The 25,470-nt window shown below is 67.8% G+C and carries 23 protein-coding genes and 1 pseudogene; 16 read left to right on the top strand and 8 right to left on the bottom strand.

The window, feature by feature from the left end; genetic code table 11:
* Positions 1-108 precede the first annotated feature (108 nt).
* Positions 109-777 carry a histidine phosphatase family protein gene (locus J9611_RS02320; RefSeq protein ID WP_211877385.1) on the bottom strand — a complete coding sequence of 223 codons (669 nt, stop codon included), beginning with the start codon at positions 775-777 and terminating at the stop codon, positions 109-111.
* Positions 774-2,216, bottom strand: coding sequence for an adenylosuccinate lyase (gene purB / locus J9611_RS02325; protein ID WP_211877387.1), 1,443 nt, complete (start codon positions 2,214-2,216; stop codon positions 774-776). Before purB ends, J9611_RS02320 begins: the two co-directional genes overlap by 4 nt.
* Before the next feature lie 216 nt (positions 2,217-2,432).
* Here purB and J9611_RS02330 point away from each other — a divergent pair, with 216 nt between their 5' ends.
* Together J9611_RS02330 and J9611_RS02335 are read left to right on the top strand one after the other, a co-directional pair.
* Positions 2,433-2,807, top strand: coding sequence for a hypothetical protein (locus J9611_RS02330; protein WP_307856999.1), 375 nt, complete (start codon positions 2,433-2,435; stop codon positions 2,805-2,807).
* Between the two features lie 65 nt (positions 2,808-2,872).
* A complete protein-coding gene (locus tag J9611_RS02335; protein WP_211877389.1) occupies positions 2,873-4,252 on the top strand; it encodes an alpha/beta hydrolase family protein in 1,380 nt (459 codons plus the stop codon).
* Positions 4,253-4,291: 39 nt separating this feature from the next.
* On the opposite strand, the gene J9611_RS02340 is transcribed toward J9611_RS02335, so the two are convergent.
* Complete coding sequence (locus J9611_RS02340; protein ID WP_211877391.1) at positions 4,292-4,720, bottom strand: phage holin family protein; 429 nt, start codon at positions 4,718-4,720, stop codon at positions 4,292-4,294.
* Positions 4,721-4,794: 74 nt separating this feature from the next.
* On the opposite strand from J9611_RS02340, the gene J9611_RS02345 reads away from it, so the two are divergent.
* The 8 genes from J9611_RS02345 (at position 4,795) to J9611_RS02380 (ending at position 13,765) form a co-directional block, all read left to right on the top strand.
* Positions 4,795-5,913: a histidinol-phosphate transaminase gene (locus tag J9611_RS02345; RefSeq protein ID WP_211877393.1), complete on the top strand. Its 1,119-nt coding sequence runs from the start codon at positions 4,795-4,797 to the stop codon at positions 5,911-5,913.
* A gap of 147 nt (positions 5,914-6,060) precedes the next feature.
* Complete coding sequence (locus tag J9611_RS02350) at positions 6,061-7,329, top strand: thiamine pyrophosphate-dependent dehydrogenase E1 component subunit alpha (RefSeq protein ID WP_211877394.1); 1,269 nt, start codon at positions 6,061-6,063, stop codon at positions 7,327-7,329.
* Positions 7,329-8,309 (top strand): alpha-ketoacid dehydrogenase subunit beta, encoded by a 981-nt coding sequence (locus J9611_RS02355; protein WP_211877395.1) that lies wholly within the window; start codon positions 7,329-7,331, stop codon positions 8,307-8,309. Before J9611_RS02350 ends, J9611_RS02355 begins: the two co-directional genes overlap by 1 nt.
* 57 nt (positions 8,310-8,366) lie before the next feature.
* On the top strand, positions 8,367-9,839 hold the full coding sequence (locus J9611_RS02360) for a dihydrolipoamide acetyltransferase family protein (protein ID WP_211877397.1): 1,473 nt from the start codon (positions 8,367-8,369) through the stop codon (positions 9,837-9,839).
* Between the two features lie 147 nt (positions 9,840-9,986).
* Positions 9,987-10,907, top strand: a complete 921-nt coding sequence (locus J9611_RS02365; protein WP_211877398.1) for a LysR substrate-binding domain-containing protein — start codon at positions 9,987-9,989, stop codon at positions 10,905-10,907.
* Complete coding sequence (locus tag J9611_RS02370; protein ID WP_211877399.1) at positions 10,904-12,004, top strand: mandelate racemase/muconate lactonizing enzyme family protein; 1,101 nt, start codon at positions 10,904-10,906, stop codon at positions 12,002-12,004. Before J9611_RS02365 ends, J9611_RS02370 begins: the two co-directional genes overlap by 4 nt.
* 169 nt (positions 12,005-12,173) lie before the next feature.
* A complete protein-coding gene (gene catA, locus J9611_RS02375; RefSeq protein ID WP_211877402.1) occupies positions 12,174-13,022 on the top strand; it encodes a catechol 1,2-dioxygenase in 849 nt (282 codons plus the stop codon).
* A 161-nt stretch (positions 13,023-13,183) separates the two neighbouring features.
* Complete coding sequence (locus J9611_RS02380) at positions 13,184-13,765, top strand: flavin reductase family protein (protein WP_211877403.1); 582 nt, start codon at positions 13,184-13,186, stop codon at positions 13,763-13,765.
* A gap of 99 nt (positions 13,766-13,864) precedes the next feature.
* Here J9611_RS02380 and J9611_RS02385 read toward each other — a convergent pair whose 3' ends face one another.
* The 4 genes from J9611_RS02385 to J9611_RS02400 all read right to left on the bottom strand — a co-directional run bounded on the left by J9611_RS02385 (position 13,865) and on the right by J9611_RS02400 (position 16,899).
* Positions 13,865-14,203, bottom strand: coding sequence for a hypothetical protein (locus J9611_RS02385; protein ID WP_211877406.1), 339 nt, complete (start codon positions 14,201-14,203; stop codon positions 13,865-13,867).
* A gap of 168 nt (positions 14,204-14,371) precedes the next feature.
* Positions 14,372-14,800, bottom strand: a complete 429-nt coding sequence (locus J9611_RS02390; protein WP_211877407.1) for a universal stress protein — start codon at positions 14,798-14,800, stop codon at positions 14,372-14,374.
* Between the two features lie 71 nt (positions 14,801-14,871).
* The gene (locus J9611_RS02395; RefSeq protein ID WP_211877409.1) at positions 14,872-16,164 is read right to left on the bottom strand and encodes an aminotransferase-like domain-containing protein; all 1,293 of its coding nucleotides are present in this window, start codon (positions 16,162-16,164) and stop codon (positions 14,872-14,874) included.
* Positions 16,165-16,335: 171 nt separating this feature from the next.
* Positions 16,336-16,899: an NAD(P)H-dependent oxidoreductase gene (locus tag J9611_RS02400; RefSeq protein WP_211877410.1), complete on the bottom strand. Its 564-nt coding sequence runs from the start codon at positions 16,897-16,899 to the stop codon at positions 16,336-16,338.
* A 125-nt stretch (positions 16,900-17,024) separates the two neighbouring features.
* Between J9611_RS02400 and J9611_RS02405 the strand changes: the two genes are divergently transcribed.
* From J9611_RS02405 to J9611_RS02430, 6 genes are all read left to right on the top strand, one after another.
* Positions 17,025-17,672, top strand: coding sequence for a TetR/AcrR family transcriptional regulator (locus tag J9611_RS02405; RefSeq protein ID WP_211877411.1), 648 nt, complete (start codon positions 17,025-17,027; stop codon positions 17,670-17,672).
* A gap of 357 nt (positions 17,673-18,029) precedes the next feature.
* The gene (locus tag J9611_RS02410; protein ID WP_211877412.1) at positions 18,030-19,016 is read left to right on the top strand and encodes an ABC transporter permease; all 987 of its coding nucleotides are present in this window, start codon (positions 18,030-18,032) and stop codon (positions 19,014-19,016) included.
* Positions 19,017-19,018: 2 nt separating this feature from the next.
* Entirely contained in the window at positions 19,019-20,017 is a 999-nt protein-coding gene (locus tag J9611_RS02415) for an ABC transporter permease (RefSeq protein WP_211877413.1), read from the top strand.
* Entirely contained in the window at positions 20,014-22,290 is a 2,277-nt protein-coding gene (locus J9611_RS02420; protein WP_211877415.1) for a dipeptide ABC transporter ATP-binding protein, read from the top strand. The genes J9611_RS02415 and J9611_RS02420 overlap by 4 nt, the downstream gene beginning before the upstream one ends.
* The gene (locus tag J9611_RS02425) at positions 22,287-23,984 is read left to right on the top strand and encodes an ABC transporter family substrate-binding protein (RefSeq protein WP_211877417.1); all 1,698 of its coding nucleotides are present in this window, start codon (positions 22,287-22,289) and stop codon (positions 23,982-23,984) included. Before J9611_RS02420 ends, J9611_RS02425 begins: the two co-directional genes overlap by 4 nt.
* 213 nt (positions 23,985-24,197) lie before the next feature.
* Positions 24,198-25,253: a Gfo/Idh/MocA family protein gene (locus J9611_RS02430; RefSeq protein WP_211877418.1), complete on the top strand. Its 1,056-nt coding sequence runs from the start codon at positions 24,198-24,200 to the stop codon at positions 25,251-25,253.
* A 62-nt stretch (positions 25,254-25,315) separates the two neighbouring features.
* Here J9611_RS02430 and J9611_RS21700 read toward each other — a convergent pair.
* Positions 25,316-25,470, bottom strand: a pseudogene (locus J9611_RS21700) (oxidoreductase); the annotation flags it as partial.

The raw sequence follows: 25,470 nt of genomic DNA on the forward strand, positions 1-25,470 counted from the left end.
GTGCCATCGCAAACTGCGGCTGACGATCCAGCCCCCGCCTCCTTTTATCATGGCTGGCTGCGCGGAAGCCGTCCAGTGCCGGCCGCTCCACGCTCGCGTGCGGTGGGCCTACACCGGGCGGCCGGTGGGGTCCTCCGCCGTCGGATCCGCGAGGGCCAGGCCTCCCACCGGGCTGCCGTCCCAGTGGATCAGCCGCCAGCCGGCGTCGGGGTCGCCGTCCAGCGCGACGATGCCGGTGTTGGCGAGCACGTGCCGGGCGGCGAATCCGGGTTCGATGTTGCCGGCCCGCAGCCCGGCCCAGACCCGGATCGCGGCACCGTGGCTGACGACGGCCGCCGTCCCCGTGGTGGAGTCGCCGGCCGCGGCGGCTATCCGGGCGATCGAGTCATCGTAGCGTTCGAAGAAATCGTGGCCGCTGGGCCCGGCGGGCATCCGGCCGTCCAGCTCCCCGGCCGCCCACGCAAAGACGGTGCCCAGGTACCGCAGGTGCGATGCGTGGTCGGTGAGTTTCTCCAGCGCCCCGGCTTCGATCTCCCGCAGCCCCGCCAGCACCTCGACGTCGAGCCCCCGCCTCGTGGCCAGCGGCCTGGCCGTGAGCTGGGTGCGGGTCAGGGTGGAGGCGTAGAGGCGGCCGATCTGCTCGTTTTCCAGTGCCCGGGCGAGGGCGGCGGCCTGCCGGGTCCCGAGCTCGGTCAGCCCGGGACCCGGGTGGGCGGTGTCCAGCTGGCCCAGCACGTTCCCGGGAGTCTGGCCGTGGCGGATGAGCAGGAGCCTCATTTCAGGTGGTCCACCAGCTGTTCCGCGATGCCGGTGTACTTGCCCGGGGTGAGCGCCAGCAGGCGCGCTTCGGCGTCCGCGGAGAGGCCCAGGCCCTGGACGAATTCGCGCATCCGGGCGGCGTCGACGCGCTGCCCGCGGGTCAGGTCCTTGAGCCGCTCGTACGGGTTTTCCATGCCGTCGACGCCGGCGATGGCCTCGGCGCGCATGACCATCTGGATGGCCTCGCCCAGGACTTCCCAGTTGGTGTCCAGATCGGCGGCGAGCACGTCGTCGGCGACGTTGAGCCGTTCCAGTCCCTTGGCCACATTGGAGATGGCCAGCAGCGAGTGGCCGAAGGCCACGCCGATGTTGCGCTGCGAGGAGGAGTCGGTGAGGTCGCGCTGCCAGCGGGAGGTGACCAGGGTCGAGCCCAGCACATCGAACAGCCCGGAGGAGATCTCCAGGTTGGCCTCGGCATTTTCGAAGCGGATCGGGTTGACCTTGTGCGGCATCGTCGAGGAGCCCGTGGCGCCAGCAACCGGGATCTGCACGAAGTAGCCGATGGAGATGTAGCTCCAGATGTCCGTGCAGATGTTGTGCAGGATCCGGTTGAAGCGCGCGACGTCGGCGTACAGCTCCGCCTGCCAGTCGTGGCTCTCGATCTGGGTGGTCAGCGGGTTCCAGGTCAGGCCGAGGCCTTCGATGAAGGTTTTGGCGACGTGCTGCCAGTCGGCGCCCGGCACGGAGGCCACGTGGGCGGCATAGGTGCCGGTGGCGCCGTTGATCTTGCCGAGGTATTCGGTCCGGGCGATGCGGTCCAGCTGGCGGTTGAGCCGGTGGGCGTAGACGGCCAGTTCCTTGCCCAGGGTGGTGGGGGTGGCCGGCTGGCCGTGGGTGCGGGAGAGCATCGGCACGGCGCGGCTGTCCTCGGCCATCCTGCCGATCTGGGCTGCGAGGCCGCGGGCGGCCGGCAGCCACACGTCCTCCACGGCGCCCTTGACGCCCAGGGCGTAGGAGAGGTTGTTGATGTCCTCGGAGGTGCAGCCGAAGTGCACCATGGCCGTGAGCCGCTCGATGCCGATGCCGGGCAGCCGGCGGCCGATGTAGTATTCCACCGCCTTGACGTCGTGCACCGTGACGGCCTCGATGTCAGCCAGCTCGGTGACGGACCCGGCGTCGAATCCGGTGACGATGGCGCGCAGCTTCTCCTGCTGCTCCGCTGTCAGCGGCCCGGCCCCCGGCAGGACGTTGTTGCTGGTCAGGTGGATCAGCCATTCGACTTCCACGGCCACCCGGTCGCGGTTCAGGGCGGCTTCGGAAAGGTAGTCAACCAGCGGCGCGACCGCGGACTGGTAGCGGCCGTCCAGCGGGCCGAGCGCGATCTTGTCTGAGGACGCGGCGAGGGCCAGGCGTCCGGAAGGCGTACGGGTAGCGGCGGTGGCGGCAGTTTCAGGCATGCCCCGATTCTTTCACGAACTCGCGCCGGGCCTTAAGCGCAGCTGTCCGTGTGACTTCCGCCGGCCGCACGCGGCCGCGATTCCTTCCGGGCTTGTCCACATAGCCCGGGACGGAGCTTCAGCACGGCCGCCGGGGTCCCTAGCGTCGAAGTCATCCGGTGATGCAGAAGCCATCCGGTGGTACCTAAACCATCCGGTGATGCCGGGAACCTGAGAGTGGGCGACTACATGGCCAGCGCGATGACCAGCACGATGGCAAGTGCCAGGGGCGGCACCACGGCGGTGCCCGCCGGTCCTCCCGCCCCGGTGACGGCCGCCGACGCCGCGGCCTGTGCCTCACGCAGTTACGAGGTCCAGCAGCTGGCTGCCCGGGTGGCGGTCTGTGCCGACCGGGCCGACGCCGCGCTCGCGCAGCTGGCCCGGCTGGAGCTCCAAAGCTGGCAGTCGCAGGCGGGGCGGGCCTACCGGACGGCGTTGTCGCTGCAGGCGGCCTCGCTGCGCAGGAGCCGGAATGCGCTGCAGGACGCGGCGGCCATTGTGCTCCGGCATGCCCAGAATGTAGTGCTTTCCTCCGGCCGGCCGGGCTACTGATGGCGGACGTAACACCGGCGGGCACCGGAGGAGCTCCGCGCCCGTCCGCGCCTCCGGATGACGGCATGCTCCGGATCCGCGGCGGGGTGGGCGGCATCAGCTTCGCGTTTGAGGAGCTGCTTGCCGGCGCAGCGGCCCTGGACGGGGTGGTGCGGCAGCTGCAGGACGTGGAAGCGGAAGCGGACGCGGTGCGGCAGGCGCTGTTCCCCTACCAGCCCGATTCCTACATCAGCGGCAGTTCGGCGATCACCTCTGTGGGTGAGGGCGGCCGTGCGGTCGGCCGCGTCCGCTCGGACCTGGCGCGCATGGCCGGGGATGTCAGGGCGAGCCACCGGGAGTACGAGTTTACGGAGGCCCGGAACGCACTGTTCCCGGGGCTGGGAGTGCACGGGTCCGGGTACGGGTCCGGGACAGGAGATTTTGGCCTCCCGCAATTGTACGTGCGGGACGTCGTGGAGGGCGGGATCGTCATGGCTTCCAGGAACCTGGCCATGCTCCTGGGCCTCCCCGCCGCACCGGACGGGTCCGCGGGCGCCGCCGGCGGGCCGGCGGACGTCCGCCGCATCATCCGGGAGTTGTCCGCGGCCCCGGGCCTGGAGTTCCTGCAGCCGCGCCCGGTCCGGATCGCGGGCGAGGAAACGGGGATGGAGGACGCTGATCTCTCGCCGGCAGGGCTGCTGCTGCGGGCGGAAGCCGTGGGCCGGACGAAGGGGGACATTGAAGTCCTCCAGATCGCGAACGGGAGCCAGCGGGCCTGGGTGGTCATCATCCCGGGAACGCAGACGGACGGACTGCCCGCGGGCACAAACCCCTTCGACGAAGCGGGCATCGCCGAGGCTCTGGGCTACGGCTCTGCCGAAACGAACGCCGCCGTCCGGGAGGCCCTGCACAGGGCCGGAGCGGAAGCGGGTGAGCAGGTTGCCGCGGTCGGCTACAGCCAGGGCGGCATCCATGCCATGAACCTCAGCCAGGACCGGGACTTCCTGGCCGAATACGATCTGAAATTTGTGCTGACGGCGGGCTCCCCGGTGGGGGGCATAGAGCCTGCCCCGGGGATCAGCAGCCTGCATCTGGAGCACGAGCAGGACTGGGTGCCCGGGGCAGACGGCGTGCCCAATCCGGACACCAAAGAGCGGGTGACGGTGACCCTCACCAATCCGCTGGAAATCCCGCCGCCGGACGAGTTCGGCCTGGGCCCCGGCCACAGCCTGGACAATTACGCGGAGGGCGCCGGGGCTGTCGCCGCGAGCCGGGATCCGTCACTGCAGGCCTCCACCGCCGCGCTCGCCGCGGTTGTCGGTACCGCCGGCGCCGCCACGGTCACCCGTTTCTCGCTCCGTCGGGACGCGGCGCCGGTACGTCACGGGGCGGTCATGGCGCCCGGGCCGCGCCGGGACCGGGACGGGACGCGGGCCCAACGGCAGTCCCTGGGTCCGTTGGACTAGGCCGGCCGGCCGTGCCGTGCCCGGCGCGGCCCTGGAGACCTAGCGCCTCGCGCCGGTGAGCCTGCCCGCGACCAGCGAGATGACGGTGATGATGATGGCTGCGAAGACCGCGGTCCAGAAGAAGGAGTAGATGGTGAAATGCACGGGCGTGTAGCTGCTCAGCCAGGAGGTCAGATAGAGCATGGCCGCGTTGATGACGATCGTGAACAGCCCCAGGGTCAGGATGGTGAGCGGCAGTGACAGCAGGCTGACCAGGGGCTTCACCAGCGCGTTGACCACGCCGAAGATCAGCCCGATGAACAGGTACGCGAGGATGATCCCGATGGTCTCCGTGCCCTGCGTGACGCCGCTTTTGGCCACGGCGGCGGACGTGGCGGACGTGGAGATGTCCAGATGGCCATGGAGAATCCAGGTGGCAATCCACAGGGCAAGCCCGTTGATGATGACCCGCAGGATGAATGAACGCATGGCCCCCATGCTGTCACATGCCCCTGCATCCCCGCCGGGACGGCAAAGAGGGACGGCGAAGTAGGCTAGGTGGCATGACTTCATCAGAGAATCCGGCCGGCGGAATCAGGCCGCGCCCGGTGGTGGACCTCCTTCCCCGCTACGCGGCCGGCAAGCCGCCCGTCCCCGTCGAGGGCCTTGCCAGCTACAAGCTGTCCTCCAATGAGAACCCGCTGCCGCCCATTCCTGCGGTGCGGCAGGCGGTCGCGGAGCAGACCGATTTCAACCGTTACCCGGACCCCCTGAGCAGCAAGCTGCGCGCGGCCCTCGCCGGGTTCCTGGACGTGCCCGCCGACGACATCGTCACCGGCGCCGGAAGCCTCGGGGCCCTGAACCAGCTGCTGGTCACCTTCGCGGGCCAGAACGACGACGGCAAGGCCGACGAGGTCATCTACGCCTGGCGTTCCTTCGAGGCCTACCCCATCTGCGTCGGCCTCACGGGCGCGGAGAGCGTCCGGATTCCCCTCACCAGCGACGGCCGCCATGATCTCGGCGCGATGGCGGCCGCCGTATCGGCGCGCACCAGGATGATCCTGCTGTGCACGCCCAACAATCCCACCGGGCCCATCCTCACGGCCGAGGAAACCGAGCGCTTCATCAATGCCGTGCCCTCCAACGTCGTCGTGGTCATCGACGAGGCCTACCAGGAGTTCGTACGGGCCGCAGACGCCGTGGACGGGATCGAGATGTACCGCAAGTACCCCAACGTGGTGGTGCTGCGGACGTTTTCCAAGGCGCACGGCCTCGCCGGGCTTCGGGTCGGCTACAGCGTGTCCCGCCCCGAACTCACCCAGCACCTGCGCGTTGCCGCGACGCCCTTCTCGGTCTCCCAGATCGGCGAAGTCGCGGCCGTCACTTCGCTGCAGCACTACGACCAGGTTGTAGAAAGGGTACAAAGCCTGGTCGACGAACGGGACCGCGTCACCGAAGGACTCCGGGAGCTCGGCTGGTCCGTGCCCGATGCGCAGGGCAACTTCGTCTGGCTCAATCTTGGGGCCGACAGTGCTGAATTCGCCGCCCTGGCGGGGGAGCGGGCCCTGTCCGTCCGGGCCTTTGGGGACGAGGGCGTCCGGGTCAGCATCGGCGAGGCCGAGGCCAACACCCGGTTCCTGGAACTCTGTGCGGTCTATACAAAACCGCCACGAGGTTCCTAACGCTTAACATGACGCCCGGGGGCAGGCCCCTGCGGATAAAGTAAGGACGAGTAAGCCAAAATATATGCCGGATCCGGAATACATTCCCGATCCGGCATATATCCCAGCGATTGCGGCGCATTCGGATGCGGCAAGCAAGGAGACGGTATGGGCGCCACACATCTGCCCTCCACCGAGTTCGACGGAACCGAGATGGATGACCGGCTTGAGGCAGAAGCCGAAGCCCAACTGGGCGCCCCGGCGACCCCCATGGTGCAGCTGCTCGGCCCGGACGGGACCCTGGGCACCGACCCGGTCTTCTCCGAATACGCCGACCGGCTCGACGCGGAGAAACTGCGCGGGTTCTACGCCGATATGGCTGCCATCCGGCGCTTCGACCAGGAAGCCACCGCCCTGCAGCGGCAGGGCCAGCTGGCCCTGTGGGTCCCGCTCACCGGCCAGGAAGCCGCCCAGATCGGCTCCGGCCGGGCCAGCCAGCCCCAGGACTATATCTTCCCCACCTACCGCGAACACGGGGTGGCGCTGACACGCAACGTTGACCTGGCCGAACTGCTGCGCCAGTTCCGCGGGGTCTCCAATGGGGGCTGGAACCCCAAGGAAACCAACTTCCACCTCTACACACTGGTCCTCGCGGCCCAGACTCCGCACGCGGTCGGCTACGCCATGGGCATCCAGCGCGACCAGAAGCTCGCGGCAGCGGCCGCCGCTGCCGCGGGCCGGGCGGATGGCCACGCAGGAGGCCAGGCGCCGGAGCCCAAGGCCGCCGTCGTGGTCTATTTCGGCGACGGGGCCAGCTCGGAAGGCGACGTCCACGAATCCATGGTCTTCGCCTCCTCCTACAACGCGCCCGTGGTGTTTTTCTGCCAGAACAACCACTGGGCCATCTCCGTCCCGAGCTCCGTGCAGACCCGCATCCCCCTGTCCAACCGCGCCAAAGGCTACGGGTTCCCCGGCATCCGGGTGGACGGCAATGACGTGATCGCGGTCCACGCCGTCACCGAATGGGCGCTCGAGCACGCCCGCGAGGGCAACGGCCCGGTGCTGATCGAGGCCTTCACCTACCGGGTCGGCGCGCACACCACGGCCGACGACCCCACGAAGTACCGCGCATCCGCCGAGGAATCGCGGTGGCGGGCCAAGGATCCGCTCGAGCGCCTGGAAAAGTACCTCCGCGCTGCAGACATGGCGGACGACGCCTTCTTCGCGCAGGTCAAGGCCGACGGCGACGAACTCGCCGCCTACGTCCGCAAGACGACCTACGAGCTCGAAACCCCGGACATCCGGACCGCTTTCGCCAACACCTACGTGGAGGCACACCCGCTGGTGGCCGAAGAGCTGGCCTGGTTCGAGGAGTACAGCGCAGGATTCGCCGACGAGGCAGACACAGTCGAGGCAGACACAGAGGGGACCCGCTGATGACCACCATGACCATTGCCAAGGCCATCAATGAAGGCCTGCGCGCGACGCTGCGCAGCAACCCGCGGTCCCTCCTCATGGGCGAGGACATCGGGCCGCTGGGCGGCGTCTACCGCGTCACGGACGGCCTGATCGCCGAATTCGGTGCGGACCGGGTGGTGGACACGCCGCTGGCCGAGTCCGGCATCATCGGCACCGCGATCGGCCTGGCGCTGCGCGGGTACCTGCCGATCTGCGAGATCCAGTTCGACGGCTTCGTCTTCCCCGGCTTCAACCAGATCACCACGCAGCTGGCCAAGATGCATTCCCGCAGCAACGGCAACCTCACGGTCCCCGTCGTCATCCGCATCCCCTACGGCGGCGGCATCGGCTCGATCGAGCACCACTCCGAATCCCCGGAAGCGCTGTTCGCCCACACCGCCGGCCTGCGCATCGTCACCCCGTCCAACCCGCACGACGCCTACTGGATGATCCAGCAGGCCGTCGACTGCCAGGACCCGGTGATCGTCTTCGAACCCAAGCGGCGCTACTGGCTCAAGGGCGAGGTCGACACGGAATCAGCAGGCCTGGCCGCTGACCCGTTCAAGGCCCATGTGCTGCGCGAAGGCACGGACGCCACCGTGGTGGTCTACGGCCCGCTCGTGCCGGTGGCCCTCGCGGCGGCCAACGCCGCTGCCGAGGACGGCCACAGCGTCGAGGTGATCGACCTGCGCTCCATCTCGCCGATCGACTTCGACGCCGTCACCGAGTCCGTCACGAAGACCGGCCGGCTGATCGTGGCCCATGAGGCCCCCACCTTCGGCGGCATCGGGGGCGAAATCGCGGCCCGGATCAGCGAGCGGGCCTTCCACTCGCTTGAGGCCCCCGTGATCCGGGTCGGCGGCTTCCACATGCCCTACCCCGTGGCCAAGGTGGAAGAAGACTACCTGCCCGACATCGACCGCATCCTTGAGGCGCTGGACCGTGCCCTTTCCTACTGACGGTCCTTTGTTGCTGATGCAGCGGACCGATGCAGCCTTTCGAATCCGAGGACCCCTATGACGCTGAACAAGTTCAATCTCCCCGATGTGGGCGAAGGTCTGACCGAGGCAGAAATCGTCTCCTGGAAGGTCAAAGCCGGCGACACCGTGGCCGTCAATGACGTCATTTGCGAGATCGAGACCGCCAAGTCGCTCGTCGAACTTCCCTCGCCGTTTGCCGGCACCGTCACCGAACTGCTGGTCCCGGAGGGTGTGACGGTCGACGTCGGCACCCCCATCATCAGCGTCACCGACGCGGCCGCCCCGGAAGTTGCCGCACCGGCGGCCCCCGCGGCTCCGGCCGTTGAGACGCCGGCCGTTCAGGCACGGGCAGTTGAGGCGCCCATGTACGGGAAGCTTGAGATGGACACCTCCGACGCCGGCGAGCCGGCCGGGCGTCCGGCCGGCGGCCCCCTGGTCGGTTCCGGCCCCAAGGCCGACGCTGTCAAGCGCCGCCCCCGGGTTTCCGCCGCAGCGCCGATCTCGACAAGCTCAACCACCGGCGTCCCGGTGGTCGAGCCTGTCGAGACCCGCCCGCCGGTGGCCGACAGTCCCGAGCGCCCCACCATCGGCGGGGCAATCAGCGGCCTCGTGAACAAGGTCCTCGCCAAGCCGCCCGTGCGCAAGATCGCCCGGGATCTCGGCATCGACCTGGCCGACGTCGTCCCCACGGGCGCCCGCGGCGAGGTGACCCGTGAGGACCTGGTGAGCTACCAGGCCCAGCGTGACGCCGAGGTGGACAAGGCGGACACCTTCTGGGGCAAGACCGGCCGTCCGCAGGAACAGCGGATCGAGCGTATCCCGGTCAAGGGCGTCCGCAAGGCCACGGCGAAGGCCATGGTTGAGTCGGCCTTCGCGGCGCCGCACGTCAGCATTTTCGTGGACGTCGATGCCAGCCGGACGATGGAGTTCGTCAAGCGGCTCAAGGCGTCCCGGGACTTCGAGGGGATCAAGGTTTCCCCGCTCCTGATTCTTTCCAAGGCCGTGATCTGGGCCGCGGCGCGCAACCCCAGCGTCAACGCCACCTGGGTGGACAGCCCGGACGGCGCTTCCGCCGAAATCCACGTCAAGCACTTCATGAACCTCGGCATCGCCGCCGCCACACCCCGCGGCCTGATGGTGCCGAACATCAAGAACGCGCAGGACCTTTCCCTGAAGGAACTGGCCCTGGCCCTGAATGACCTCGCCACCACTGCCCGGGCGGGCAAGACCCAGCCTTCCCAGATGCAGGGCGGTACCCTCACCATCACCAACATCGGCGCCCTCGGGATCGACACCGGCACGCCGATCATCAACCCCGGCGAGGTCGCGATCGTGGCTTTCGGCACCATCAAGCAGAAGCCCTGGGTGCTCGACGGCGAAGTCATCCCGCGCTGGATTACGACGCTCGGCGGCTCGTTCGACCACCGGGTGGTGGACGGGGACCTCTCGGCCCGCTTCATGGCCGACGTCGCGGCCATCCTCGAGGAGCCGGCCCTGCTGCTGGACTGAGGGCCGGCACGGCCGTGACGATCGCCGGTCCATTGGTATTCAAGCCGTCCTAATCACTCCAAAATCAGTACTTCCCTTTACTAATCGGGGCTTCTAAACTGGTCAGAGCGTGGCACCCGGCCCTGCTTCGATCCGCCAGGAGCGTCCATGGAGACTCGGCACCTGAAGTACTTCATTGCCGTGGCCGAGGAACGCCACTTCGGCCGGGCAGCCCTGCGCCTGCACATGGCGCAGCCTCCGCTGTCGCAGCAGATCCGGCAGCTGGAGGAGCTGCTCGGCACGCCCCTGCTGGTACGCACCACGCGCAAGGTTGACCTCACCCCGGCCGGGCAGGTCCTGCTGGACCGCGGACGCGCGCTGCTGCAGGAACTCGACTCCCTCGTGGAGGACGTCCAGCAGGTTGGCGCCGGCGCGACCGGCGTGATCCGGGTCGGCTTCACCGGAACCGCCACCTACCGGCTGATGCCCGGCATCGTCCAGGCAGCCCGCCGGACCCTGCCCGGGCTCAGGATCACGGTGCAGGGCGAGATGCTGACACCGCAGATGGAGGCTGCCCTCGAGGAAGGCCGGCTCGACGTCGCCGTTCTCCGCCCTCCCGTGCGCTCCGACGAGATCGCCCTGAGGCTGCTCGAGCAGGACCAGCTGGTCGCGGCGCTGCCCGCCGATTCGCCGCTCGCGGAGCGCGGCACGCTGGACATCACCGATCTGTCCGCCGAGGACTTCATCGGCTACCCCTCCTATTCCGCCGTCAACTCCATCTCCGTTGAAGCCTGCCGCAAGGCTGGTTTCAAGCCTCGCCTGGTGCAGGAGGCCAAGGAGACATCCACCCTGCTCTCGCTCGTGGCCGCCGGCATGGGGGTGGCGCTCGTGCCGATGACCTCCCGGATGTTTTCCTTCCAGGGCGTCGTCTTCCGCCCGCTCCGGAACCCGCCGCCCGTCGACCTCGCCGTCGCGTGGAACCGGAACAACGAGACGCCGCTGATCCGGAGTTTCCTGGCCCTCTTCGACGCCTTCGGCACCTCCCAGCCACCCGCACAGCCCGCCCCAGCAAAGGACACCTCCGAATGAAAATCGAACGTATCGAGGCCATCCCCTACGCCATCCCATACGCCCGGCCCCTGAAGTTCGCCAGCGGAGAGGTGACCGCCGCGGAACATGTGCTCGTCCGGATCCATACGGACACCGGCATCTGCGGCGTGGCCGACACCCCTCCGCGCCCCTACACCTATGGCGAAACGCAGGATTCCATCGTCTCGGTCGTGACCAAGGTCTTTGCCCCGCAGCTGATCGGGCTGGACCCGCTGGACCGCTCCAAGGTCCAGCAGCGGCTCCGCCGCACGGTGAACAACCCCACGGCCAAGGGCGCCCTGGACATCGCCCTGTGGGACATCATCGGCATCTCCCTGGGCACCCCGGTGCACAAGCTGCTGGGCGGTTTCACGGACAGCATGCGCGTGTCCCACATGCTCGGATTCAAACCCGCCGCCGAACTCCTGGATGAGGCGCTGCGGTTCCGCGAAACCTACGGCATTGACACCTTCAAGCTCAAGACCGGCCGGCGGCCGCTGTCCCTCGATGTCGAGGCCTGCCACGTGCTGCGCGAGGGCCTGGGCGAGGACACCGAGATCTACCTCGACGCCAACCGCGGCTGGACGGCGAACGAGGCCATGGAAGTGCTCCGCCGCACCGAAGGCCTGGGCCTGTCCATGCTGGAAGAACCGTGCGACGCCGGCGAGGCCATGGGCCGCCGCCGGCTCGTGGCGCACTCCAGCATCCCGATCGTGGGCGACGAAAGCGTCCCCACCCTGGGCGATGTTTCCCGGGAACTGCTCTCCGGCGGCAGCAACGCCATCTGCATCAAGACCGCGCGCAGCGGCTTCACCGAGGCACAGCAGATCCTCGGCCTGTGCGAGGGCCTCGGCGTTGATGTCACGATAGGCAACCAGATCGACACCCAGGTCGGAAGCCTGGCCACGGTGACGTTCGGCGCGGCGTTCGAGGCCAGTTCCCGGCGTGCCGGCGAACTCTCGAACTACCTGGACATGACGGACGACCTCCTGGCCAAACCGCTGGAAATCAACGGCGGCTCCATCCGCGTCCGCGACGTGCCCGGCGTCGGCGCGGAAATCGACCCGGACAAACTGACCAAATACCGACAGGACTGACGCGCGAAACCGCCGATTCATATGCAAAAGCTTTCAATAGGGCGAAAATAGGTATTTCCCAACGATGAATTACCGTCCTACGGTTGAATCAACACCGGATGTGATTCAGAGCACGGCGCAACAGCAGCGCACAACCGTCCGGACCACACGCATCGACAAAGGAGTCATTATGACGACGGAAACCCAGGCCACCGCCGCCGCTTCGGGCGCAGGGGCAACAGCCCGCTTCAGGGAGAACAAGCACGTCGAAGGCGCCAGCAGCCAGGAGCGGGTCAGCGCCCTCGCCGGCCGGCTCGTCAAGGCCGTCAATGACATCGTCACGGACGAGAAGGTCACGTACGACGAATACAACGCCTTCAAGGCCTGGCTCATCAGCGTCGGCGAAACCGGCGAATGGCCGCTGTTCCTGGACGTCTGGGTGGAGCACTCCGTCGAGGAGGTCGCCAACGCCAACCGGCACGGCTCCAAGGGCACCATCGAGGGCCCGTACTACATCCCCGATGCCCCCGTCCAGCAGAGTCCCGCGACGCTGCCGATGCGCGAGGACGAGCCGGGCACGCCGCTGCTGTTCCAGGGCGAGGTCAGGAACGTCGCCGGCGAACCGCTGGCCGGTGCCCTGATCGAGATCTGGCACGCCGATGACCTGGGCTTCTACTCCCAGTTCGCCCCGGGACTGCCGGAATGGAACCTCCGCGGCTCCGTCACCGCCGATGGGCAGGGCAGGTTCCAGATCAACACGCTCCAGCCCGCGCCGTACCAGATCCCCACCGACGGCGCCTGCGGAGCCCTGATCTCGGCCGCCGGCTGGCACGCCTGGCGCCCGGCCCATATCCACCTGAAGGTTTCGGCTGCCGAACACCTGCCCATCACCACCCAGCTTTACTTCGAGGGCGGCGAGCACGTTGCCGACGACATCGCCTCGGCCGTGAAGCCGGAACTCGTCCTCGCCCCCACGGACCGTACCGACGGCGCAGGCCGTGAAGTCACCTACGACTTCATCCTCGACCCGCAGGACTGACCCGCGCCAGGCCCGGACCCTTGGGGGCCGGCCCCGGGCCTGACGCCACCCCGCCCGACGGCGGCAGCACCGCCGTCGGGCCAGCACCACCACCCCGCCGTGATGGCGTGTTGCCAAGAACAGTCCGCATCGGAGCGGCAGCCCCCGAAAAGGAGACGTCGATGACCCAGGAAGCAGCAGTCCAGGGGGCCATTGACACCCGCGAACTGCGCCATGTGTTCGGCACGTTCGCCACCGGAGTCACGGTGGTCACGTGCCGGTCGGAGGATGGCGTCCCGCATGGTGCCACTGTCAACGCGTTCACCGCCGTGCCGCTGGATCCGCCGCTCGCCCAGGTCACACTGACCCGCACCTCGCGGGCCGCCCGCTACCTCGAAGGTGCACCGTTCGCCATCAACATCCTCTCGCTCGAGCAGATGGACGTTGCCCTGCACTTCGCCGGCAAGGTCATGACAGAGGAGCCCGAGTGGGCCCTGGACGGCAACGTCCCCGTCCTGACGAAGAACGCAGCCACCCTGGAATGCCGGCCCTGGAACATCTACGACGGCGGCGACCACATCATCGTCGTCGGCGAGGTGACCGCCATGCAGATCACCAGGCGCGAACCGCTGCTGTTTTTCGGCGGGAAGTTCCGCCAGATCGGACGCCTTGTCGAAGGGGCGCCCTGGGACCACTCCGGTGACGCCCCCGAATCGGGCTGGTTCGCCGGCGCAAGTTCCTTCAAACCGTTCCACACGCTTTAGCCCCGCAGCGCGGCCAGGCCGCAACCAGGACAAACACCAGGAAACCCCGCCGTTGGACATGCCCAACGGCGGGGTTTCCTGCAGGGTGCGAAAGCCTGCTCAGTTGCCGGGGTAGCTCGCCAGCAGTTGGGCCAGGTCGGGATTGCCGTTGAGGCCGGCCAGGGCGACGGCGGCGGCAAACATCAGGCCGGTGAATACCGTCCAGCATCCGGTCGCGATGGCGAGGTACCTCCAGTCCTCCAGCAATACGCTCGGGATGGTGTCGGCCATGCGGAAACCGGGGAAGATCACATTGGGGGCGCTGTCGGTGGTGCCGTCGTCCAGGAGCGCGACCACCCTGCCGGCACCGCGGTCCACACGCATGGTGCTGATGTGGTTGCCGTGCCGGGCCAGGAGGATGTCATGGCCGGCGAGCTGGCGGCGCTGAAGAGTGAGCATGGGGTCCCCTGGATCGGTAGGTTTTCGGGTGTCCGCGCCATCGGGGGCATCTCCAATTTTACCGCTGGGGCCACGTTGGTTACGTCAAAAATGCCGGTGAGGCTGCCCACGCCTGGCTGTGAGGTGGCTCAAACCGGGAAGCGCTGTCCGCCGCCGGTCAGGCCGGTTCTAGGCCTCGTCGGTCTTGGCGATGTAGACGTCGCAGCGGGCGTTGTGGGCCACACTGTTGGCAACGCTCCCCAGCACCCGCCCAAGTCCCCGCATGCGGCGGTTGCCCACAACGATCATCCGGGCATCGAGCCGCCCGGCCTCCGTGATCAGGGCTTCGGCCGGCTTGCCGCGTGCCGCCGAGTAGGTGACAGTGACGTCTGTGGCATTGAGGCTGCGGGCAACGTCCCTCGCGACCCGTTCGGCCAAGTCGGCGTCCGTGAGGATGAATTGGTCACTGCCGCTTCCGAATACCTCCGTGCGGTCGGTGTCGAAGGCTGTCACTACATGCAGTCCCGCGCCCAGCGAGGCGGCAAGGCCTTTGGCGGTCTGCGCGGCCCGCATGGCTGTTTCACTGCCGTCGACGCCGACAACGATAATTCCGGTCATGAACATGCTCCCTTAGTTCAACGCGCGCATCCAGCCTCGCACCAACGATGATTCAGGCTACAACCTGCAAGCTACAACGCAGTGACGGCTTCCCGCAGGACCGGCGCGAGCCGGCGGACGCCCTCGCGGATGGATTCCGGCGGCACGGCGCTGAAAGCCAGCCGGATCTTGTTGGACGGTTCATCCGAATGGGTGAATGCCGCGCCGGGAATGAACACGACGCCGGCGTCGATCGCCTTCTGCAGCAGGGGATAGGTGTCCACGCCTTCCGGCAGCGTGACCCAGACGAAGAAGCCGCCGTCCGGGCGGGTCCAGCTCAGCCCCGCCGGCATGTACTCGTCCAGGGCGGCGAGCATCGCCCCGCAGCGCTCCCGGTAGAGCCCCCGGTAGGTTTCGATCTGGCCGCGCCAGTCGTAGTCCCGCAGGTAGGCGGACACCAGCATCTGGTTCAGCGTCGGCGGGCAGAGGGTGACGGCCTCGGCGGCCAGATAGTAGCGGCGCTGCAGGTGGGCCGGGACGAGGGCCCAGCCGATCCGAAGGCCCGGCGCGAAGATCTTGGAAAAGGAACCCATGTAGATCACATCGTCCGGATTGGCGGCGCGCAACGGAACCAGGGGCTTTCCGTCGAAGCGGAGCAGGCCATAGGGGTTGTCCTCCAGCACCAGAATATTCTCTTGACGGCATATATCAACGACCTGCTGGCGGCGTTCCTGCGAGAGCGTGATGCCGGAGGGGTTGTTGAAGCTGGGGATGGTGTAAAGGAATTTGATGTTCTTGCCCGCAGCCTGGAGGGCGGCGATCCTGGCCGCCAGCAGTTCCGGAAGGATGCCGTTCCCGTCCATCGGCACGGTGGCAATCTCAACCTGGTAGGCCTCGAACGTGTTGAGCGCCCCGACATACGTGGGGTCCTCCACCAGGACGACGTCGCCCGGGTTGCAGAAGACCTTGGCGGCCACGTCCTGGGCCGACTGCGAGCCCGCCGTGATCACGACGTTCTCGGGCCGTGCATCGAGGATTCCCTCGGCCGCCATGACCTCGCAGATTTGGGCGCGGAGTTCCGGGGTGCCCTGGCCGTTGCCGTACTGCAGGGCTGTCATTCCCTGTTCGGCGATGATTCCGGCGGCGGTCTGCCCAAGCCGTTCCAGCGGGAGTGACTGAAGGTACGGGCTCCCGCCGGCCAGCGAGACGAGGCCGGGTCGCATCGAAATGTCGAAGACGTCGCGCACCGCGGACTGCTTGATGTTTGCTGCGCGCTCCGAGAAGAGACTCTCGTGGCGGTGCGCGGACGTCGCCGCTCGTTCTATTGCATCAATTGCCTCGGCCGGAAGGACTTCTGCGGCGGCATCCAGTGTTTCGTGGGTCACCTTCCCAAGAATACAACTCATGTTGTCAATAGGAAAACATTTGTTCACGTTTACACCGGGCCGCGTCCTGCCGGGAGCAACCCTGCCGGAGACGCAGAACGCCCCCGGCCGCATTCCTGCTGCCGGGGGCGAAGCCTGTCCCTACGGGAGTCAAGCCGGAAGTGCCTGGAATCAGGCTGCTGCGACGGTGCGTGCCTCTGCCAGTGCGTCGAATACGCCCTTGATCTGCTCGACAACCTCGGCGTCATCCTTCGGGTGGACCTCGGCGAAGCGGACCATGGAGCCCGGGACGGCCAGCTTGACGTCTTCGAGGATCTGGGCGCCGGCGATGCCGGCGGCCTTGCGGGCCTCGTCCTGCGCCCAGACTCCGCCGAACTGGCCGAAGGCGGTGCCGACGACGGCGGTCGGCTTGCCGGTGAGGGCGCCTGCACCGTACGGGCGTGACAGCCAGTCGATGGCGTTCTTCAGTGCAGCGGGGACCGTGCCGTTGTGCTCGGGGGTGACCAGGAGCAGGGTGTCGGCCTCGCCGGCGGCGGCGCGGAGGGCGGCCGCCGCGGCGGGAACCTGGCCCTCGACGTCGATGTCCTCGTTGTAGAAGGGGATGTTGCCAAGGCTCTCGTGGATGACAACCTCAACCTGCTCCGGCGCGTTGAGCTGGATGGCCTCGGCGAGCTTCTGGTTGGTGGAGTCGGCGCGGAGGCTGCCGACCAGGGTGAGAACAGTGTTCTTGGACATGTGTACTCCTATGCATCGCGCCGCGCGGTTCCGGCGGCCGGGTGGTGGTGGAGGCCGGTGGGGCCTTCACTCAGACTAAACGGACTGCGGTCCGGTTAATATTCCCGGGGGCTAGACTAAGTGGTGTGAGCCTCATCCCACTCCGCCCCGGCCTGCCCGACGGGACCCCGCCCGACGGGACCCCGCCCGTCCGGCGGCCGGGCGCCGGGACCGAGCGCCGCGACGCGGCGCGGAACCGGGAACTTCTGCTCTGCGCTGCCCGCGAGCTCGTCGAGGAAGGCGGGGCAGGCCGGCTCACCATGGGCGCCCTGGCGCAACGGGCCGGCGTCGGCAAGGGCACCGTGTTCCGCCGGTTCGGCAGCCGTGCGGGCCTGATGCTGACCCTGCTCAGCGATGCCGAGGCCGAATTCCAGGCACGGTTCATGTTCGGGCCCCCGCCGCTGGGTCCGGGGGCTCCGCCACTTGAGCGGCTCATTGCCTTCGGGGCTGAACGCATCGCCTGGCTCCTGGAATTCGGGGAGCTGGCGAGGGCCGCCGACGAGTCCGCCGACAACCGGTTCGACGTGCCCGCGGCCTTGCTCTGCCACCGTCACCTGGAGATGCTGCTGCGCGAGGCGCGCCTCACGGCCGACCCGTGGCTCATGGCGTCGGCGCTGGGCGCGATGCTGGAGCCGGAGCGCCTGCTCCACGCCGTCCGGGTGCAAGGGGCGGCGCCGGAGCGGCTGGCGGAGACCTGGCGTGAACTCGTCACGCGGATCCTCCGCGCCGCATAGACGGCCTGCCGGTCGTCGCCAGCCACATCGCTTCCGATGAACCGTTCATAACGATCCGGTGGCGGACCCATGTTCCTGCACGCCGGGTCCCCTGCGCGCCATCAGCATGTGGTACTTTGCTCTGGAATGTGACCCGCAACATAGTCCATCAGGGCTCCGCTGCAGGGCCTGTGGGCGGCCGGGCACCCGACGGTCCGCGATCCCGGGGCGCCAGCTGAACCCCGTGCCGGCCGGGGAACGACGGAAGGACCGATGTTGTGAATAATGTAATGACCCCGGTGCGCAGGAGGGCTGTTCCGGCCCTGCCCGCGATGCCGGGTATTACATCCACAACCGCGATCCGGAACTAGTCGGCCCATGCTTCGATATCTCGCAAAACGTGCCCTTACGTATGTCGTGATGATCTTCCTGACCACCTCTGCCGGGTACCTCCTGGCCGTGAGCACGCTGCAGCCGGCGCTGCTGGAGCAGGAGCGGATTCCGCGGCCGACGCCGGAACAGGTGGTCAATTCCTTCCGGCTCAAGGGCCTTGACCCGACGCTCAGCCCCTGGGAACGCTACGTGGACTGGCTCACGGGAATCCTCACCCGCTGGGACTGGGGCCGCAGCCCCAACGGCGCCTACATCAACGCCGAGTTCGGCGACCGGGTGTGGATCTCGACCCGGCTGTTCCTGGCCGCGATCATCCTGACCCTGGTCATCGGCGTCGCCCTGGGCGTCTACACCGCCGCACGGCAGTACAAGGCCTCCGACCGGGTGATCACCTCCTACAGCTACCTGGTGTACATCGTTCCGGCGCCGATCGCGTACTTCCTGGTGCAGCTGGGGGCCATCAGCATCAACGAGACGGTGGGCGAGCGGATATTTTTCGTCACCGGGATTTCCACCCCGGGCCTGGCGGGTGACGGCTGGGCCCGGTTCCTGGACATGCTGGCCCACTATGCGGTGCCGACCTTCGCGATCACGATCGTGGGCTGGGGCGCCTATCAGATCGCCCAGCGCCAATACCTGCTGGACAACGTCAATGCCGACTTCGTCCGCACGGCGCGGGCCAAGGGGCTGACCCGGAACCAGGCCATCACCCGCCATGCTCTGCGCGTCTCCTTCATTCCCGTCGCGCAGAGCATCGCGTTCACCGTCCCGGCCATCTTCGCCGGCGGCTTCTTCGCGGAGAAAATCTTCGCCTGGCACGGGATCGGGTCCTGGTCCATCGATTCGATCGGGCTGCAGGATGTCAACGCTGCGACGGCGACCCTCGCCTACGGCTCCTTGATCTTCGCGATCGGGGCCATCCTCGCGGACTTTGCCACCACGCTCGTCGACCCGAGAGTGCGCGTGCAGTAACCATGACGAACCTGTTCGCCAGCGACCCGGCCGCCGTCGCCCAAGAAGCCAAGATCGAGAACGACGACGTCGTCATCGCCAAGTCGAGGATCATCCTGCGGCGTTTCCTGCGCAACAGGACCGCCGTGGCCGGCCTGGCCATCTTCCTCGCCCTGACCCTCCTCTCCTTCATCGGCGGATTCTTCTCCGGGTGGGACAAGGAGGCCATCGACCCCCTCAACATCGGCACGCCGCCGTCGGGGGAGCACCTGCTGGGCACCTCACAGGCCGGCATCGACCTCTACGCCCTGACCGTCGAGGGGACCCGGATCTCGATCCTCATCGGCCTCGTCGTCGGCCTCGTGTCGGTGCTGATCGCCGCCGTCTACGGCTGCACCATGGCCTATTTCGGCGGCAAGGTGGACAAGGTCATGCTGTTCATCCTCGAAGCCCTGATCATGATGCCGGCCCTGCTCGTCGTGGCCGTGGCCACCAGCGGGGGCGGCATCGGTTTGAAGAAGAACCTTCCCAGCTGGCTGCTGCTGATCATCGTCCTGCTGGTCTTCAGCTGGATGGGCACCGCGCGCCTGATCCGCTCCCTCTCGCTGTCCCTCATGCAGCGCGACTTCGTCAAGGCCGCCCGGTACATGGGAGTCCCGCCGCGGCGGATCGTCTGGCGGCACCTCGTCCCCAACATCGGCTCTCTGCTGGTCCTGGACATCACCCGCGGCGTCACGGGAGCCATCCTCGCCGAAGTCGCCTTCTCCTTCATCGGGATCGGCATCAAGGTCCCGGATGTCAGCCTGGGCGTGCTGATCGGCCAGGCCACGTCCCAGGTCTCCACCTTCCCGTGGATGTTCTGGGTGCCGCTGGCCGTCATGTTCCTGCTGACCGGTTCGCTGGCCATGATGAACGACGGACTTCGTGACGCGTTCGATCCCAGCTCCGGCTCCATCGGCAGCGCCAATGGGAGCGCCCGGACGGGCAAGACACAGAAGACCGCAAAGAAGAAGAGCACATGAGCGGCGAAACCGCCCCCGTCCCCGCAGGCACCCCAGGCGCCCCCGGCGCCGTCGAGCGGCTGCACGTGGCCGGACTGCACGCCGCCTCGGATGCCGTGCTCTCCGTCCGGGACCTCAACGTCCGCTTCAACACGGAGAACGGGGTGCTGCACGCTGTCCGCGGCGTCGACTTCGATCTGCTGCCGGGCAAGACCCTCGGCATCGTGGGGGAATCCGGCTCGGGAAAGTCCGTCACGTCCCTGGCCGTGATGGGCCTGCTGCCGGACACCGCCGAGGTCAACGGCTCCGTCCGGCTGCTGGGCACGGAACTGCTGGGACTCGGCGACAAGGCGATGTGCCGGTACCGCGGCAACGACATCGCCATGGTGTTCCAGGATCCGCTGTCCTCGCTGACCCCTGTCTACACCGTCGGGAACCAGGTCATCGAGGCCCTGACGGTCCACAACCCCACCATGAGCAAGCACGCCAAGGAGGCCCGCGCCGTCGAACTCCTGGGCCTGGTGGGCATCCCGAGTCCCAGGGACCGGCTCAAGGCCTTCCCGCACGAATTCTCCGGCGGCATGCGCCAGCGCGTGATGATCGCCATCGCGATCGCCAACAATCCGCGGGTGCTCATCGCGGACGAGCCGACGACGGCGCTGGACGTCACCATCCAGGCGCAGGTGCTCGAGGTGCTGCACACCGCGCAGGAGGAAACCGGCGCCGCCGTCGTGATGATCACGCACGACCTTGGGGTGGTGGCCGGGATGGCGGACGACATCATGGTGATGTACGCCGGCAAACCGGTGGAGGCCGGCACGGTGGACGATATCTACTACAACCCGCGGATGCCCTACACGATGGGCCTGCTCGGCGCGGTGCCCCGCGTGGACATCGCGGAGAAGTCCTCCCTGGTGCCGATCGAGGGCATCCCGCCGGACCTGGTCCGCGCCCCCACCGGCTGCTCCTTTGCCCCGCGGTGCCCGCTGGCCAGCGACGCCTGCCTGGCCGGCGAACCGGCCCTCTCGGGCGTTTCGGGCAGCCCCGGCCACACGGCCGCCTGCATCAAGAGTGACGCGCTCGACGGCGCCGACGTCCACGAGATCTTCGCCGCGCCGGCCGTCCCGGTCTCCCGCCTGGACGCGATCCCCCGGTCCGGGCGCAAGGCAGTGCTCGAACTCAGGGACGTGAAGAAGCACTTCCCGCTCACGAAGGGGGCGCTGATCAAGCGCCGGATCGGCACCGTCAAGGCCGTGGACGGCCTCAGCTTCGACATCCGGGAGGGCGAGTGCTTCTCGATCGTCGGCGAGTCGGGCTGCGGGAAGACCACCACGCTGCTGGAAATCATGGAATTCCACCGGGACCAGGACGGCGAGGTGATCATCGGCGGGCTGAGCAACAAGGCGGCCGCCGGCGCCCGGACCACGGCTGCCATGCGCAGGGAACTCCAGATGGTGTTCCAGGACCCCACCGGCGCACTGGATCCCCGCTTCACCGTCTACGAGGTCCTCGCCGAGCCGCTGGAGACCTCCGGGATGGCCAGGCCCGCCATCCGGAAACGGATCCTGGAGCTGATGGACCTCGTCGGCCTCCAGCCGGACCACGTCAACCGGTTCCCCAACCAGTTCTCCGGCGGCCAGCGCCAGCGCATCGGCATCGCCCGCGCCCTCGCCGTGAACCCCCGGCTGGTGGTCCTGGACGAGCCGGTCTCCGCCCTGGACGTCTCCGTGCAGGCGGGCGTCATCAACCTGCTGGACCAGCTCCGCGCCGAACTCGGGCTGAGCTACCTCGTGGTGGCCCACGACCTGTCCGTGGTGCGGCATATTTCCAACCGCGTGGCCGTGATGTACCTCGGCAAGATCGTGGAGATCGGCGACGTGGACCGGGTCTTCGACTTTCCGCGCCACCCCTACACCCGGGCGCTGCTGTCCGCGATCCCGGTCCCGGACCCGCACCTGGAGCGCAGCCGCGAACGCATCATCCTCAAGGGCGAGCTGCCCTCGCCCCTGGATGCGCCCACGGGCTGCAACTTCGCCTCGCGCTGCCCCGTGTTCGCCGCGCTTCCTGCCGCGCAGCAGGAGAAGTGCCTGACGCTGGAGCCCCCGCTGGAGCCGGAACAGCCGGCCGCCGTCCCGGCGTCGAGCAGCCCGGCGGCCCCCGGCGCAGCCCCCGACCAGCAGTTCGCCTGCTTCTACCCCGACGGCGAACTGGCGGCGGACCTGCTCGTGGTCCATGAACCGGGCCCTATCATTCATCAGAACAACCCGCACCAAAAAAAGAAGGGAACTCCATGAAGAAACTGACCAGGATCGGCGGCGTGACGGCCATCGTGGCGGCGCTGGCGCTGACAGCCTGTGGCGGCGGCGGCAAGACCTCCGGCCCCGAGTCCGGCAAGGGCCAGGGGGCGGGCGGCGATCTGGCCAAGCTCATCAGCGTCAACGCCAAGGATGCCAAGGACCTGCAGCCGGGCGGCACGGTCACCCTGCCACTGGGCACCCTCGGCCCGGACTTCAACACGTTCTCCACCAACGGCAACACCGGCGACAACGCCGCGCTGCACGGCCCGATCAACCAGGCCGGCTGCTGGAGCTACGACTTCGACGGCACCGCCACGCCGGACAAGAATTTCTGCGAGGACGTCAAGAGCGAGGTCAAGGACGGCAAGCAGACCATCACCATCAAGGTGAACGACAAGGCCACCTACAACGACGGCACCCCGATCGACGTCAAGACCTTCGAGAACACCTGGCAGATGCTCAGGGGCGACAACAAGGACATCGACATCGTCACCTCCGGCGCCTACGCGTTCGTGGACTCCGTCAAGGCCGGCGCGAACGACAAGGAAGTCATCGTCACCACCACCCAGCCGGTCTACCCGCTGGAATCGCTTTTCGGCGGATTCGTGCACCCCAAGGTGAACACCCCGGAAATCTTCAACAACGGTTTCACGAACAACATGCACCCGGAATGGATGGCGGGCCCCTTCAAGCTCGACCAGTACGACAGCGCCGCCAAGACCGTCACCTTGGTCCCGAACGAGAAGTGGTGGGGCACCAAGCCTGTCCTGGACAAGGTTGTCTTCCGCCAGCTGGAGATCAGCGCCGCGATCGCCGCCTTCAAGAACAGTGAAATCGATGCGGTATCCGCCAACTCCGTCACCCCGTACAAGCAGCTCGAGGGCACGCCGAACTCCGAGGTCCGGCGCGGCCAGCGGCTGTTCGCCGGCGGCCTGAGCCTCAACGCCCAGAAGGCGCCGCTGACCGACGTCGCGATCCGGAAGGCGATCTTCACCGCCGTCGACCGTGAGGCGCTGCGCAAGGTCCGATTCAACGGCCTGAACTGGGATGAAGTCCTGCCCGGATCGATGATGCTGATGCCGTTCTCCAAGTACTACCAGGACAACTACCCGGTCAAGGAGACCGGTCCCGAGGCCGCCAAGAAGGTCCTGACCGATGCCGGCTACCAGCCCAACGCGGCCGGCATCATGGAGAAGGACGGCGTGCCCGCCAAGTTCAGTGTCAGCAACTTCGGCGACGACCCCACCATTCTGGCGTTCACGCAGACCCTGCAGAAGCAGCTCCAGGCCGCCGGGATGGACGTCGGAATCGATCAGCGCGCCCTTGCCGATTTCGGCAAGACGATGGGCAGCCGTGACTACTTCCTGAGCGTTTCCGGGTACGGCGTCGGCCCGGACGCGACGGACACCGTCAAGCAGTTCTACGATTCCACGAATGAGAACAAACTCGGCGACCCCGAGCTGGACGCCGAGATCAAGAGGCTCTCCAGCATTGCCGACAACGCGGAACGCAACAAGGCGGCGATGGAAGTCGAGAAGAAGCACATGGCGAAGTACTTCTCCTTGGGTCCCCTGACGAACGGCCCGCAGATCTCCTTCGTGCGCACGGGCCTGGCGAACTTCGGCCCGTCGCTGTTCAAGAGCGCCTCCCAGGTTCCGGACTGGACCACCATCGGCTGGGAAAAGAAGTAGCCCGCCCGTCCCGGGTGCCGGCCCCGCCATTGATGGCAACGCTCCCTCAGGTTCCGCAGGGTCTTGAAGAAGGCTCCCTCAGGTTCCGCAGGGTCTTGAAGAACGCTCCCTCAGGTTTCTGGAGTATGGCGGCGGTGCGGCCTGAGGAAGTGAGGGAGCGTCGGGTGGATCGCTGCGGGAGGTGAGGGAGGATCGGGCGGTAGTCTATGAGCCATGAGTTCAGAATCCAGCCGGCCCATCCGTACTGCCCTGGCCGGTTTCGGCCTCTCCGGCAGCGTCTTTCACGCCCCCATCATCGCGACGAACCCGGCGTATTCCCTCGACGTCATCTCCACGTCCGACGCCGGCAGGAAGTCAGCGGCAGCCGGCCGCCACCCCGGGGCCAGGATGGTGGACACGCCGGCCGGAATCCTGGACCTCGCCGGCGGGCTGGACCTGCTGGTGCTCGGGACGCCGCCGGCCACCCACTACCCCCTCGCGAAGGCCGCGCTGGAAGCGGGGCTCGACGTCGTCGTCGACAAACCCTTCACGGTGCGCAGCGCCGAGGGCCAGGAGCTGGTCGAGCTCGCGGCGCGGCTGGGGCGGGTGCTCACGGTCTTCCAGAACCGGCGGTGGGACGGGGACTTCCTCACCGTGAAGTCCCTGCTGGACAGCGGAACCCTGGGCGCCGTGACGCGGTTCGAGTCGCGCTTTGAGCGCTGGGCGCCGGAGGTGTCCAAGGCCTGGAAGGCGTCCGCGACGGCGGACGACGGCGGCGGGGTGCTGTTCGATCTCGGCACCCACCTGCTGGACCAGGCCCTCCAGCTCTTCGGCCCGGGCACTGTCACGCACGCTGAACTGGACGCCCGGCGGCCGGGGGGGAAGGCCGACGACGACGTGTTCGTCGCCCTGCGGCACGATTCCGGCGCAACCAGCCACCTGTGGATGAACATGCTCTGCGCCCAGGAGGGCCCCCGCTACCGGCTGCTGGGCAGCGAGGGCGGCTTCACGAAGCACGGCGTCGACCCGCAGGAGCCCTACATCATCGCCGGCGGCAGCCCGCTGGACGCCGGGTACGGCGTCGAGGATTCCGGCTGGGCCGGGCTCCTCGGCCGGGACGGCCACCTGGACAGGCTGCCCACCGAACGGGGTGCCTACCCGGAGTTCTACCGCCTCCTGGCGGACAAGATCCGCGACGGCGGAGCAAGCTCGGCGCTCCCCGTACCGGTTGATCCCGCGGGACCGGTCGAAGTCCTCAAACTCATTGAGCAGGCCCGTTCGTTGGCTTAAACAAGACCGGTGGTTGAGCTTGTCGAAACCCGGGTTTCGACAAGCTCAACCACCGGTCTTGTTTAAGCCAACGAACGGGCCTGCTCAATGAGTTTGAGGACTTCGACCGGTCCCGCGGGATCAACCGGTACGGGGAGCGCCGAGCTTGCTCCGCCGTCGCGGATCTTGTCCGCCAGGAGGCGGTAGAACTCCGGGTAGGCACCCCGTTCGGTGGGCA

It is taken from the genome of Pseudarthrobacter albicanus (assembly GCF_018224015.1).
Lineage (GTDB): Bacteria > Actinomycetota > Actinomycetes > Actinomycetales > Micrococcaceae > Arthrobacter > Arthrobacter albicanus.